The organism is Paenibacillus sp. S-38, assembly GCF_049942825.1.
In the GTDB taxonomy this organism is placed as follows: Bacteria; Bacillota; Bacilli; order Paenibacillales; family NBRC-103111; genus Paenibacillus_G.
This window is the reverse complement of the sequence record NZ_CP187970.1, coordinates 1,525,913-1,538,980: the sequence shown is the minus strand read 5'-3', so window position 1 is coordinate 1,538,980 and position 13,068 is coordinate 1,525,913. Positions and strand designations below refer to the sequence as shown.

At 56.6% G+C, this 13,068-nt stretch carries 9 protein-coding genes; 3 read left to right on the top strand and 6 right to left on the bottom strand.

Translation table 11 applies throughout. From position 1 onward, the window contains the following. Window positions 1-85 precede the first annotated feature (85 nt). From ACP26L_RS07205 to ACP26L_RS07190, 4 genes are all read right to left on the bottom strand, one after another. Entirely contained in the window at window positions 86-1,057 is a 972-nt protein-coding gene (locus ACP26L_RS07205) for an ABC transporter permease (protein ID WP_426451881.1), read from the bottom strand. Between the two features lie 124 nt (window positions 1,058-1,181). Further along, window positions 1,182-2,861: an ABC transporter substrate-binding protein gene (locus ACP26L_RS07200; protein ID WP_426451880.1), complete on the bottom strand. Its 1,680-nt coding sequence runs from the start codon at window positions 2,859-2,861 to the stop codon at window positions 1,182-1,184. Window positions 2,862-3,332: 471 nt separating this feature from the next. Beyond that, window positions 3,333-5,099, bottom strand: a complete 1,767-nt coding sequence (locus tag ACP26L_RS07195) for a sensor histidine kinase (protein ID WP_426451879.1) — start codon at window positions 5,097-5,099, stop codon at window positions 3,333-3,335. A 22-nt stretch (window positions 5,100-5,121) separates the two neighbouring features. Then, a complete protein-coding gene (locus tag ACP26L_RS07190; RefSeq protein ID WP_426451878.1) occupies window positions 5,122-6,699 on the bottom strand; it encodes a response regulator transcription factor in 1,578 nt (525 codons plus the stop codon). A gap of 295 nt (window positions 6,700-6,994) precedes the next feature. Here ACP26L_RS07190 and ACP26L_RS07185 point away from each other — a divergent pair, with 295 nt between their 5' ends. After that, window positions 6,995-7,552, top strand: coding sequence for an NADPH-dependent FMN reductase (locus tag ACP26L_RS07185; protein ID WP_426451877.1), 558 nt, complete (start codon window positions 6,995-6,997; stop codon window positions 7,550-7,552). Between the two features lie 46 nt (window positions 7,553-7,598). Here ACP26L_RS07185 and ACP26L_RS07180 read toward each other — a convergent pair whose 3' ends face one another. Both ACP26L_RS07180 and asnA read right to left on the bottom strand, forming a co-directional pair. Continuing rightward, window positions 7,599-8,858: an ATP-binding protein gene (locus ACP26L_RS07180; RefSeq protein WP_426451876.1), complete on the bottom strand. Its 1,260-nt coding sequence runs from the start codon at window positions 8,856-8,858 to the stop codon at window positions 7,599-7,601. A gap of 217 nt (window positions 8,859-9,075) precedes the next feature. Then, on the bottom strand, window positions 9,076-10,104 hold the full coding sequence (gene asnA, locus ACP26L_RS07175) for an aspartate--ammonia ligase (protein ID WP_426451875.1): 1,029 nt from the start codon (window positions 10,102-10,104) through the stop codon (window positions 9,076-9,078). Between the two features lie 353 nt (window positions 10,105-10,457). On the opposite strand from asnA, the gene yhbH reads away from it, so the two are divergent. Together yhbH and ACP26L_RS07165 are read left to right on the top strand one after the other, a co-directional pair. Beyond that, on the top strand, window positions 10,458-11,618 hold the full coding sequence (gene yhbH / locus ACP26L_RS07170) for a sporulation protein YhbH (RefSeq protein WP_013917185.1): 1,161 nt from the start codon (window positions 10,458-10,460) through the stop codon (window positions 11,616-11,618). Next, on the top strand, window positions 11,615-13,030 hold the full coding sequence (locus ACP26L_RS07165) for a SpoVR family protein (RefSeq protein ID WP_426451874.1): 1,416 nt from the start codon (window positions 11,615-11,617) through the stop codon (window positions 13,028-13,030). Before yhbH ends, ACP26L_RS07165 begins: the two co-directional genes overlap by 4 nt. The last annotated feature ends 38 nt before the right edge of the window (window positions 13,031-13,068 follow it).

Here is a 13,068-nt window from a genome sequence, read left to right as displayed (position 1 = left end):
GTTCGTTCCTCCTTGCAGTGGGTAAAAGTAAAGCCGCGACAGCCTGTGGGCTACCGTTAAGCTGGTGAGATTGACGGTACTGTGGTCAGTACAACCGGCTTCCCCCAAGCCGCTTGGAGATGGAGTTCGCCGAGATCAGCAGAATAAAGCTTACTACGGTCTTAAACATCCCCGCCGCCGTAGCCAGGGAATAATTCCCGAGGTTCAGGCCCCACTTGAGCACATATATGTCCAGGTTGTCGGAGTAATCAACGGTCATCCCGTTGCCGAGCAGGTACTGCGGCTCGAAACCCGACTCCAGAATATTCCCGATGTTAAGGATCAGCAGAATGACAATCACCGGTTTCAGGCCGGGCAGCGTTATATGCCAGATCCGCTGGAAGCGGTTCGCTCCGTCGATCTCTGCCGCTTCATACTGCGACGGATCAATCGTGGTAATCGCCGCAAGATAGATGATAGTGTTCCAGCCTACGTCCTTCCATACTTCAGAGGCGCCCAGGATGCTCCAGAAATATTCTCCTTTGCCCAGCCACAGCACCGGGGCGGAGATCCAGCCGAGCTTCAATAACAGCACGTTCACAATGCCTTCCGGCGCAAGAGTGGTCGAAATAATGCTCGCCGCCACGACCCAGGATACGAAGTGGGGCAGATAAGAAATCGTCTGAACGACACGCTTGAACAGCAGGCTCCGCAGCTCATTGAGCAGGATGGCGAGAGCAATCGCCGTAACAAATCCGAGAATCAGCTTGATCGAGCTCTGAACGAGGGTATTGCGCAGGACCTGGTAAAAAGCCGCATCTTTGAAAATCATCTCGAAGTTCAGCCAGCCTACCCACTGCTGGTCAGCGAAGCTCCTCGCGGGACGATACTTCTGAAAGGCGGTCACCCAGCCCCAGAGCGGTAAATACTTGAATACGATCAGCCACAGCAGGAACGGGACCGACATGAACACCAGCACCTTCTGCTGAGCAAGCTTCTTGAAGAACAATTTCATTCCGGTAGGGCTTGCCGCTGGCCGGGCTCCGGCCGGAAATACATTCTCTATAGGTTTCTCCACTGGATGCAGCTCCTTTCCTTATCCGTTCACAGCGGGCAGGAGAACCGAAGCATGCTTCTCCGGTCCTCCACTCGCCTCTCTACCCGTACACCTCGGTCAAGTCAGGAGCAGTGCCCCCTGCCTATTACCACTTGCCGGCGATCCGGTTCTTAACGACCTTCGTGATCGTCGCTTCATAGGTCTTGCTGTCCAGCTTGCCGAACTCGGTAGTGTATTCCTTCCACGTTCCTTCGAATGCGTCCGGCGAGCCCATAATGAGCTTCGGCAGATACTTCAGCTGCAGGTCCTGCGACTTCTGGCCGAAGATCTGCTCCGGCGTGCCTTGGCCGAGGTTGATGCTCCATGCAGGGTACCATGGACGGTCATCCGGCTTCGAGAACATATCCGCGAAAGTCTTCGCTCCGTAAGCCTGAAGGATCTTCCGGTCCCCTTCGGTGTAGTCCATCTCCGCTACTTCCGGCTGGTTGCCCACGCCGTAGGAGTTACCGTCCTTCAGTATGGAGTTGTTGCCGTAACGCGGCCAGCTGTACTCAAAGTATTGGAAGCCGAAGGAACGCTTGAACTCCGGATCGTTGCGCTTCTTGAGCATCTCCGGTGTCAAGACATAGCGGCCCTTCTGATTGACGGTGTACGTCTGGTCCTTGATACCCCACTGGACGAGGATCTGGTTCTCTTCCTTGAGCAGGTTGTCGAAGAACTTGATGATGCGCACTGGATCCTTTGCCTTCACCGAGATGCCGATCCCGCGGTTGTTAACGAAAGCCGGCGGATCGAGATACTGATCCTTGATCTCCTTATCGAAGACGATCGGCAGCGGAGCATAGCGCTTCTCGTCCACGCCGGCTTTCTTCAGATTGTTGGTTGCGTCCCCGACGAGCCAGTTGTAGCCAAAGTAACCGAGCACACGGCCGGAGGTCAGCTTGGCGAGATATTGGTCCTTGTTAACCGTGAACGATTCCGGATCGAAGAGTCCCTGGGCGTTGACTTCGTTCAGCTTCTGAATCCAGCGCTTCTCGTATTCGCCCGCAGAGTAGACCTTCGCCTCGTGGGTCTTCATGTCAACAATGACGCCGCCGTCGTTCGGGTACCCGGCCAGGTGCATCGACGCGTTCGTCAGCGCGAAGAAGTTGTCCTTGACGCCGGCGAAGGCCGCGAAGCCGATCGTGTCCTTGCCATCTACCTGGGGATACTTCTCCTTGTATTTCTTGATGAGGTCAAAGTACTCGTCGAGCGTCTTGATCTTCGGATAGCCGAACTCCTTGAGGACGGAGCGCTGAATCCAGAAAGCGCCCTGAGAAATGCCGGGATCGGCGATATAGCCTTGGTTGGCGGAGAACGGAAGGTGATAGATCTTGCCGTCTTCCTGACGGAATTTGTCCATATAAGGTCCGTATACCCTCTTGATGTTCGGGCCGTACTTCTCGATGAGCTCATCGAGAGGGATGAATGCTCCTGCATCGAGCAGCTTATCGATCTCGCCTTCCGGTACGATGACGTCGGCATAGTCACCGCTCGCGATCATGACCCCTGACTTCGTCTTCGAATCGCCGACCGCGAACTCCATCTTGAAGTTGACGCCGGTCTGCTTCTCGAGCTCCTTGCCGATAACCGTCTCGTTCGAATTGACATCCTTCTCCTTGGAAAAGGAGAAATACGTGAACGTGACGGGCGACTTGTCATCCGCGGCTCCCACGGATTCCTGGGCTGCGCCAGCCGCCGGCTGCTTGTCGCTGCTGCATCCCACGGCTGTCGCTGCAAGCAGCACCGACAAGCCTACAGCAGCTATTTTTTTATGATTGATCATCTGCGTTACTACCCCTTTCGATCCTCGAAATTCGCTAACGGTGTAAGCACTTTCAGTATAACGCGCGGGCGCTTTCCCCATGTACCCATCAAACTTTAGTTTCCACTTTGAAAAGCATATAACAATTGGCAAAAAGCGGGAAAACGGCGCATGCAGAAAAAAGGCCTCACGCAGGAAGCCTTTAGGTTAACCGATACTAGACACAAATCCCACCGCGTCTTGGCTGGTTTTGCTGACCCCGATTCTTAGGAAAGGGGGACCCCCGCTGCCGTAAAAGGCAGTTGCCAACCCGTACTCACACGTAACTACCGCCGGCCGATCATCGCGACTCCGTCCAGGCGGCCTCTCCCGTCTCGGGCGGCAGGCAGATGCTCACGAACGTGCGGGGTAGCTACCAGCAGACATAGTCACTCGTTCCACCTTACGGCTAACGCTCCAGGCCACGCCGATCCGTATTCAGCACGCGACCGATCATCGCGACTCCGTCCAGGCGGCCTCTCCCGTCTCGAGCGGCAGTCGGATGCTCACGAACGTGCCGATATCCTCCTCGCTTTCGATATGAAAGCGAAAGTTCCCGCCGAACCACATCCGGAGGCGGTAATAGGCGTTCTTCATGCCGACTCGGTCGCCCATCGAATCCTCCTCCTGGAGGTAGCCCAGGATTTCGTTCAGCTTCGAAGCGCGCATTCCTACGCCGTTGTCCCGAATGGAAAACACAAGCTCCCCGCTGCCCCTGTCGATTGCGATGCCAATCACGATCAGCCCTTTGCGCGGAGAGGTCTCGATGCCGTGGATGCTCGCATTCTCTACGAACGGCAGGAGGGTCATCTTCGGGATCGACAGGTCGCCTGCTGCCGGGTCCACCGTGATCCGATAGTCCAGCTTATCGCCAAAGCGGTATTTTTGAATCTCCAGGAACCGCTCGATGAGCTCCATCTCGTCTTTCACACTGACCCAGTCCCGGCCCCACGAGATCGATTTGCGGAAGATTTTGGCCATATGCTGGATGATTCTTGCAGTCTCCCCTTCCCCCTTCATCAAGCTGCGCATGCGTACGGTCTCCAGCACATTGAACATGAAGTGGGGATTGATCTGGCTCTGAAGCGCATGAAGCTGGGCCTGCCTCTGCTTGAGCTCGGAATCCTTCTTCTGAATATCCGCTATGTACACATCGTCGATCAGGCTGCGGATCCGGGAGGTCATCCGGTTGAATTCCGCCGTCAGCTGGCCGATCTCATCGCGGTACTCCTCGTCCGGAATCTCCTCGAAATTCTGGTTCTTGACCTTCTTCATATGCCTCAGGATGCGGACAAGCCGCACGTGGATTGAGCGGGACATGGCTATGATGATAATGGAGGGGATGACAAAATTGAGGCAGGCCAGATAAATCAGGAACTTCCAGGATTTGCGCACCTCCTCGAGCACCACCTTGTCGTTCATGGTCCCGTGAAGACTCCATCCGTTCAGGTAACTGCGGGTCGTATAAGGCACTTCATAATAGAGGTTTTTCTCCCGCAGGGACAGAGAGGAGAATGATGCGCTGCCGCTCTTCCAGTCCACGCCCGGCACGTTCGTGGAGATGATGCTTCCTTCCCGGTTCAACAGATAGAGCTCGCCGTCGAAGGTCGAATTGCGCAGCCTTTGCTGGAAGGTCCCCATATTCAGCGTGATCTTCACGAACTTCTCGTGCCCGTTGTAATATTTGTAATTGTCGAGCCGCTGAAGCAGGCTCAGCGTGTCACCTGTGCGGAGCAGCACCGGATTAGGCGCCGGAACATTCATCAGCTCCTTGTACCATGCCGTGCTGCGGACCGTATCGCTGATATATTCCATGCTCCCCGAGGCGAGCAGCGTTTTGTTATCCGAGTATACTTCAATCCTCTGAATGGACTGGTAGGTGGACTCATTATACTTATCGAACATGCTCCGCAGTGTGTTCTGGTACACCTCGATGTAATCAAGCGAGGAACGGTAGTCCCGGTCCAGCGTCTCATTCAGCAGCGGATCGGAGAAGAAAATATACGATACACCCGCCGCCTCGTCCATGAGGGCCTGAATCTCGCTTCCCGTCTTGTCGATCGCCACGGAAGCATCCCGGTGCTTCTGGTTCTTGATGTTCGTCGTGGTCACATGATAGAACACCACATTGGTCAGCACGATCGGGATAAACACCGACAGGACATACATCAGCAGCCACTTGTCGCGGAGCCTCATGTGGTTGAGGTGCAGCTTGCCCATGCCTAACCTGGCCTCCTTCCTGTCAAGCCTTGCCGATCAGCTTGTTGCGGTATTCCGTCGGCGTGACCCCCTCCAGCTTCTCGAACTGGGTCACGAAATAATCGGCGTTCTGAAAGCCTACTTTATCGGCCACCTCATACATCCGAAGATCCGTCTGGCGCAGCAGCTTCTTCGCTTCTCCGACCCGGATGCCCAGAAGGAAATCGTTGAAGTAGACCCCATACGTCTTGCGGAACAGCTGGCCGAGATACACCGGGTTCATAAAAAATTTGGCCGCGATGCTCTTCAGGCTGATATTCTCCATGTAATGGCACTCAATAAACTTCCGGATCTTCTCAATGCCGCCTTTCATCTGTTCCTTGCGGAGACGGCCGATGTAATCCGACGCTTCCGTAAGAAAAGCGGCAAGCTGGTCCCGCAGCTCCTGCAGTCCCCCCTGGCGCCCCTGCGCTTCCATCATGCCCTGCAGGGTGGAGAGGGTGTTCTCGTCACCCTCCATTCCGCGGACCACATTCACGATGTCGATCACGCAGCGGGTGACGCTGCCTGCCACCGCACTGGGGGCCAGACGCTTCGTCCGGAACTGAAGGACCATCTCATCCACGGTCCGGAGGCAGGCCTCCAGCCGGTTCTCTTCCAGATGCTCCAGCAGCTCAGCATACAGGCGGGGCTCGATATCAAAATAAGACAAGGGCGTTCCCTGCACGCTCTCATAGGCGATTACCGGCCGGCCATCCTCCGCATATTTGTACGAAAGCGCTTCACAAGCCGCCCGGTAGGAGATCTCCACATCCGTTATACGATCCACCGTCCTGCCTGCAAAGAGCACAGCGTGCAGCCTCGCCGACCGGGTCAGCTCGCGCTGAAGCAGATGGAGAAATTCTTCGAGCGTTCTGCCTGCAGCCGCCAGGAGCGAAGCGTCAACGAGAAAACCATACTGTCCGGGAGGCTGCTCCACCATCGGCAGCTCGGCGGAAGCCCCGCCGAGTACGGATCGCACCGAGGAGACCAGCTTTGCAGGCAGAGCTCCCCCCTCTTCCGCTTTCCCGTCCGGATTCGAAATCCCGATAATGACATAGGTAAAACGGGAGGCCTGCTCCATCCCCAGCACGGCCGCGACCTGCGGGGCGTCCTCCGGACTCACGCTTCCCCGGATCAGCATCTCCAGCGCGGAAGAAGCCCCGCTCGACAGCGCCTCCCCCTTCTTGCGGGACAGCCTGCGCATGCTGAGCTTACCTGCAAGCTTCCTCAGCGTATCCTGCATTTCCTCATCGTCGACAGGCTTCAGGAGATAGTCCTGCACCCCATAGCGCAGCGCCTTCTGAGCATAATGAAAGTCATGATAGCCGCTGATGATCACAAAGGATGGCGGGGACGACAGCTCCTCCGACGCCCTGCCGATCAGCCCCAGACCATCGAGAACAGGCATCCGGATATCCGTGATGACCAGGTCCGGGTCCAGCCGACCGATCTCCGCAAAAGCCTCCTCTCCGTTCTCCGCTTCGCCGCACACCTCATAGCCGAGCGCTCCCCAATCGATCAGGCTCCGCAGCCCCATGCGCACGAACATTTCGTCGTCCACGAGCAGCACCTTAAGCATCGGTCCATTCCCTCCTGCCCTGTCTCCTGCCAAGTTTCTTCACATAGCATGCACCGGCCATCCTTTATTTTGCACCAATTATTGTAATCGTTTTCAAATTTCTTCGACCGTTTTCAACATAGTATAATGCACTTTGCCTTCCCTGCCTACCTCTATAATCTTACATTCTACTCTAAAGATTAAAGATCCCTTTCGTGTGATCCATGTCCTCATCTAGAATTAATCCTTTGCTGAATTTCCAGAGAAAACATCGTATACTAGAAAAAAATGGATTTTGAGAAAGAAGGTCCTTTCCTTGAGCAAAGCATCTCCCCTAACCGTTCTGGCGCTGGCCGGCAGCCTGCGCAGCCGCTCCTCGAACACAAAGCTTTTGCAATCCGCCGCCGCCCTGGCCCCCTCCGCTGTCCGCCTCTCCTTCTACGAAGATCTGGCGTTGCTCCCCCACTTCAATCCCGACCTGGACGAAGGGGAGCCGCATGAGGCGGTGCTGGCCTTCCGCACCCGGCTTCAGGCCGCCGACGGCGTGATCATCTGCACCCCGGAGTATGCTAGAGGGGTGCCGGGCTTCCTGAAGAACGCCCTGGACTGGATCGTCTCCTCCGGCGAGCTTGTGAACAAACCGGTGGCAGTGATCTCCGCTTCGCCGTTCGAGAGCGGTGGAGAAGTCGCTCATGCTTCACTTCTCCTCACGCTCGGCATGATGACAGCGAAGCTCGATGAAGCCATGAACCTCACCGTCCCTTTCGTGAACAAAAAGTTCACCGGAGAGGAGCTGACAGATGATGAGACCCGGGGCAGGCTGGAGCTCCTGCTGCGGACGCTTGCGGGGCATGCGGAAAAAGGGCGGAGCTGAGCTTCCGCCCGTCTCCGTCCGCGGCTAAACTAAGAATCGGCTCAGGTCAGGACTTCACCATGCCGAGCGGCAGCAGGATGGCGAACTTCGTCCCCACCTGCGCCTTGGAGGTTACCATCACGCTTCCGCCCAAGGCATGGATGACCTGATAGGAATAGGTCAGTCCGAGGCCGGTGCCGCTGGTTTTCGTGGAAAAGTAAATCGACCCGAGACGGCTCATCTGGCTCTCGCTCATGCCGATCCCGTTATCCTTGATGGTCAGTACGGCATGCGGCTCTTCCGTCGCCAGCTTCAGGATTACCCTGCCGTTCGGCACCTCGGAGCAGGCTTCGACGGCATTCTTGATAAAATTCAGGAGCACCTGCTTAATCTCGTCCGGATTGGCCATAATCCGCACGGGCTCTTCAGGCTTATGAATCTCCAGCCCTACGTTGTGCATATTGGCGTAAGGGGACATGACCTCTCCGATGGCCTGCATCTGGGTACAAAGATTAATAAGCTCACTGCGCTCCGCCCGGGGCTTCGAGATCGACAGGTAGTCGGAGAGTATGGTCTCCGTCCGTTGGATCTCTTCGAGCGAAATGGCGATGTACTGCTCCATCTTGGTGCGGTTCTCCGGGTTCTCGCGGATCAGCTTCAGGAAGCCCTTCACCGCCGTCAGGGGATTGCGGACCTCATGCGCCAGCGAGGCCGCCACATGGCTCATCGTCTCGATCTTCTCGTTCTGCGCATGCTTGATGAACAGGTCCTTATCGGCCACCGCCTTGCTGAACAAGGACATCAAGAGCCAGATCCCAAGCGCGTTCTGCAGCGGGATGACGAAGAGATGGAAGGGCAGGTTCTCGAGCGTTTGTCCGGGGAAGAAAAGATAAACCAAGGTGAGAGGAACGGAGGCGAAGACGATGCCGGCCACGAGGGTCACCAGCGTTTTGCGATAAGTATTCCTGTACCAATGATATAGAAACAGGGACAGCACGAAGGCGCAGGCGACGATGAGGAGGGATACGGGCGCCCCCTGTCCTCCAATATACACTCGGTAGGCGGCGAATTCGGCCAGAAGAATAAGCGAGGTCGGCAGGCCGCCGTAGACGAGGGAGAAAAACATCATGACGTACCGAATGTCGAAGATCAGCCCTTCCGTGCGGCTCGATGCGAAAGTCATCGACAGCAGCAGGCAGGCGGAGCTCGTAGCAAGAATGAACCAGGGACTGTAGTTGCGGAGCTTATCCCGGTAATAGATATTGTATACGACGAAAGGAGCGAGAGCGAAAAAGAGCTGCAGGATAATCTCTTTGAACAAACTCATCAGGTCAACCCCAATACCGTTTTGGCGTGCTTGTCATCTTTACCACATTCGACACAGGGTCTTCCAATCCTTCCTCTGTTCAGGAAAAAACAGGAGAAAATCCAGCCGATGGCCTGAATCGGCGGATGACTGCAGGCGCTCAACCTGCCCCCAACACAAAAAGCCCTGCCTCCCCTTCAACTAGGGCAGACAAGGCTCCGTACCCGTCCCTCTTCGGTTATTCGGCCGCGTTCAGCAGCTCGATCCCTCTCTCTCGGCAGCGCTCAACCATATCCGCCGGCCAGACGGACATCTGCACCTCACCGATGTGGGCCTTGCGCAGCAGGAACATGGCCACCCGAGACTGGCCGATCCCCCCGCCCATCGTGAAGGGCAGCTCCCCGTTCGCCAGCATCCGGTGGAAGGGAAGCGCCAGCCGGTCTTCGCAGCCGCACTCGCGAAGCTGGGCCAGGAGTGCCGCCTCGTCCACACGAATGCCCATGGAGGAAAGCTCGAACGAGGTGCCGAGGACCGGGTTCCAAACGATGAGATCCCCGTTCAGCCTCCAGTCGTCGTAGTCGGGAGAGCGGCCGTCATGCACCTCTCCGGAAGCCAGCTTCCCTCCCACCTCCAGCAGGAAAACAGCGCCCGCCTCCCGTGCGGCTTCATGCTCGCGTTCCTTGGGCGTCAGGCCCGGGTAGCGGTCCTCGAGCTCCTGCGTGGTCATGAAGGAGACCGCTTTGGGAAGCACGGGCGCAAGCTCCGGGTACAGCACGGCAAGTTCCGCTTCGGTTTCCTTCAGCGCCTCATAGATGTGTGTCACGGCGCTCGTTAACGTGCCGGTGTGTCTCTCTTCCCGGGTAATCACCTTCTCCCAATCCCACTGGTCGACAAGGTAGGAGTGCAGCGGACCAACCGCCTCGTCCCTCCGGATCGCCCGCATGTCCGTGTACAGCCCTTCTCCGGGACCGAAGTCGTAATAGCGGGCCGCCAGCCTCTTCCATTTGGCCAGGGACTGTACCACCTCCAGCCGAAGGGGGGCCTCTTCCCCGAGCCCCGCCGTATCAAAGGAGACGGCCCGCTCCCAGCCGTTCAGGTTGTCATTGATCCCGCTGCCTTCGGCTACGAACAAGGGAGCCGATACCTTCATCAGGTTGAGCCTGCGGCTGAAATGGGCATCGAACTTCCCCTTCGCCAAGGCAGCCCGCCTCTCCGCTTCTCTGGCCCGGTCTCCTGCCGCAGGCCTTGGCTTCACTGCTTCCATCATCCTTCATACCCTCTCTCATTCTTATAGTCCGGCTTCGGCACAGTACCGCTTCCCTTCTTTAATCTACTAAATTATTACATCTTTTACAATATTAATGTTTCGTTAAGATACAGCTCCTGCTGGCCTCTTCCGAGCCCTTCCCCTTCCCGCTTCCTGTAACTCTATCAGCATGCCGTAAGACAGCGGTATGACGCCTAACCGCCAAAAAATAGGCACCTGCTCCCATCACATATCCCCGTCCTCCTTGAATATAGTTAGTAACAAGCACTTTTTTTACAAAGTCTTGTTCATCCAAACCATCGTCCGGTTTTTCATTTTGCTTACCATGAAGCCCACTTCAGGAGGTGTCCCGCATGACAGAGCCTTTGTTTACCGTCTCAAGAGAAGATTGGTCCCTGCACCGCAAAGGATATCAAGACCAGACCCGCCATCAGGAAAAAGTACGCGAAGCCATCAAACAAAACCTGCCTGACCTGGTGACGGACGAGAGCATCGTGATGTCGGACGGCAAGCAGATCGTGAAGGTGCCTATCCGTTCCCTGGATGAGTACCGTTTCCGTTATAACTACAACAAGAGCAAGCACGTCGGGCAGGGCGACGGCGACAGCCAGGTCGGCGATGTGCTCGGGGTCGATCCGCAGCCGGCCAAAGGATCAGGGAAGGGCGAGGGGGCAGGCGACCAGCCCGGTGACGATTATTACGATGCCGAAGTGCAGATGGAGGAGCTGCAGACCATGCTCTTCGAAGAGCTGGAGCTGCCGAACCTGCAGCAGAAAGAGAAAAATAACGTAACGACCAAAGAGATCATTTTCAACGACGTCCGCAAAAAAGGCATCATGTCCAACATCGACAAGAAACGAACGATCATGGAGAACCTGCGCCGCAACTCGCGGGAGGGCACGCCGGGCATCCACCACATTTCGCCGGATGACCTTCGCTTTCGGACCTGGGATGAGATCGTCACCCCGCATTCCAATGCGCTGATCCTCGCCATGATGGATACGTCGGGCTCCATGGGATCGTTCGAGAAGTATATTGCCCGCTCCTTCTTCTTCTGGATGACCCGCTTCCTGCGCACCAAGTACGAGCATGTAGAGATTGTCTTCATCGCACACCATACCGAAGCCAAGGAAGTGACGGAGGAGGAATTCTTCACGAAGGGAGAGAGCGGCGGCACGATCTGCTCCTCCGCTTACCAGCTCGCCGTTGACCTGATCGATCGCAAGTATCCGCCTTCCCGGTACAACATCTACCCGTTCCACTTCTCGGATGGCGACAACCTTACCTCGGATAATGAGCGCTGCGTGAAGCTGATCGGAGAGCTCGTCAAACGGGCGAACCTGTTCGGTTACGGTGAAGTCAACCAGTACAACCGCAGCTCCACCCTGATGTCGGCGTACCGCAATATCCATGATCCGAAGTTTGTGCACTATGTGATCCGTGAGAAAGGCGAAGTGTACAAAGCACTGCGGACCTTCTTCCCCAAAAATGTTGAAGGGAGAGCCGCCCGATGAAGCTCGACGATATCAAAAAGCTGGAGTATGCCATTGCCGAGATTACCGAGGTCGCCACGGGCTTCGGCCTCGACTTCTACCCGATGCGCTATGAGATCTGCCCGGCTGAGATTATCTACACCTTCGGCGCCTACGGGATGCCGACCCGCTTCAGCCACTGGAGCTTCGGCAAGACGTTCCACAAGATGAAGATGCAGTACGACTTCGGCCTGAGCAAGATCTACGAGCTCGTCATCAACTCCGACCCCTGCTATGCGTTCCTGCTCGACGGCAACTCGCTCATCCAGAACAAGCTCATCGTCGCGCACGTCCTGGCGCACTGCGACTTTTTCAAGAACAACGTGCGCTTCTCGAAGACGAACCGGAACATGGTCGAGAGCATGTCGGCCACGGCCGAGCGGATCCGGCAGTACGAGATCGAATACGGCAACGAGGAAGTCGAGAAATTCATCGACGCGGTGCTGGCGATCCAGGAGCATGTCGATCCCTTAATCACCAAGCCCGGGCGCGGGATGAGCGGACTGCGGACCGAGGCGGCAGCCCCGCCGACCGAGCGGACTTTCGGCTACGAGGATCTGTGGGATCTCGACGAGAAGCCGAAGCCGCCCGAGCGCAAGGAAGGGCCCGCGAAGTTCCCTCCCCGGCCGGAGAAGGATCTCATGCTCTTCATCGAAGAGTACGCGCCGTACCTCAAGGACTGGCAGCGGGACATCATGACGATGCTGCGCGACGAGATGCTCTACTTCTGGCCGCAGATGGAGACGAAGATCATGAACGAGGGCTGGGCCTCGTATTGGCATCAGCGCATCCTGCGGGAGCTCGATCTCACGGAGGATGAGACGATCGAATATGCGAAGCTGAACTCCTCCGTCGTCGTCCCGTCGCGCCACAGCCTGAACCCCTACTACCTCGGTCTCAAGATCTTCGAGGACATCGAGAAGCGCTGGGAGCATCCGAGCCGGGAGGACCGCGAGCGGTTCGGCTACAAGGGCGGCGAAGGGCGGCAGAAGATCTTCGAAGTCCGCGAATTCGACTCCGACTCGTCATTCATCCGCAACTACATGACAAAGCAGCTTGTCGATGAGCTCGACCTCTATGTGTTCGAGAAGAAGGGGCCCGAGTGGAAAATCACCGACAAATCGTGGGAGAACATTCGCGACCAGCTGATCTTCGCTCGGGTGAACGGCGGCTTCCCTTACATTGTGGTGGAGGACGGTGATTATGAGCGCAGCGGCGAGCTGTACCTGCGCCATATGTATGAGGGCACGGAGCTCGATCTGAAGTATGTGGAGCGCACCATCCCCTACATCCACCGGCTGTGGGGCAAACCCGTCTACCTGGAGAGTGTCATCGAAGGCAAACCCGTGCTGTTCTCTTATGACGGCCGCAAGCATAACCGAAAATTTCTGTGAACCCCTGTGTTATATTATCTGAAATTTCTGATATAATG

Excerpts from the sequence above, each read along its gene's own strand:
- ACP26L_RS07200 (WP_426451880.1), bottom strand. The coding sequence starts at position 2,861 with ATGATCAATCATAAAAAAATAGCTGCTGTAGGCTTGTCGGTGCTGCTT.
- ACP26L_RS07195 (WP_426451879.1), bottom strand. The coding sequence starts at position 5,099 with ATGGGCAAGCTGCACCTCAACCACATGAGGCTCCGCGACAAGTGGCTG.
- ACP26L_RS07190 (WP_426451878.1), bottom strand. The coding sequence starts at position 6,699 with ATGCTTAAGGTGCTGCTCGTGGACGACGAAATGTTCGTGCGCATGGGG.
- ACP26L_RS07180 (WP_426451876.1), bottom strand. The coding sequence starts at position 8,858 with ATGAGTTTGTTCAAAGAGATTATCCTGCAGCTCTTTTTCGCTCTCGCT.
- asnA (WP_426451875.1), bottom strand. The coding sequence starts at position 10,104 with ATGATGGAAGCAGTGAAGCCAAGGCCTGCGGCAGGAGACCGGGCCAGA.
- yhbH (WP_013917185.1), top strand. The coding sequence starts at position 10,458 with ATGACAGAGCCTTTGTTTACCGTCTCAAGAGAAGATTGGTCCCTGCAC.
- ACP26L_RS07165 (WP_426451874.1), top strand. The coding sequence starts at position 11,615 with ATGAAGCTCGACGATATCAAAAAGCTGGAGTATGCCATTGCCGAGATT.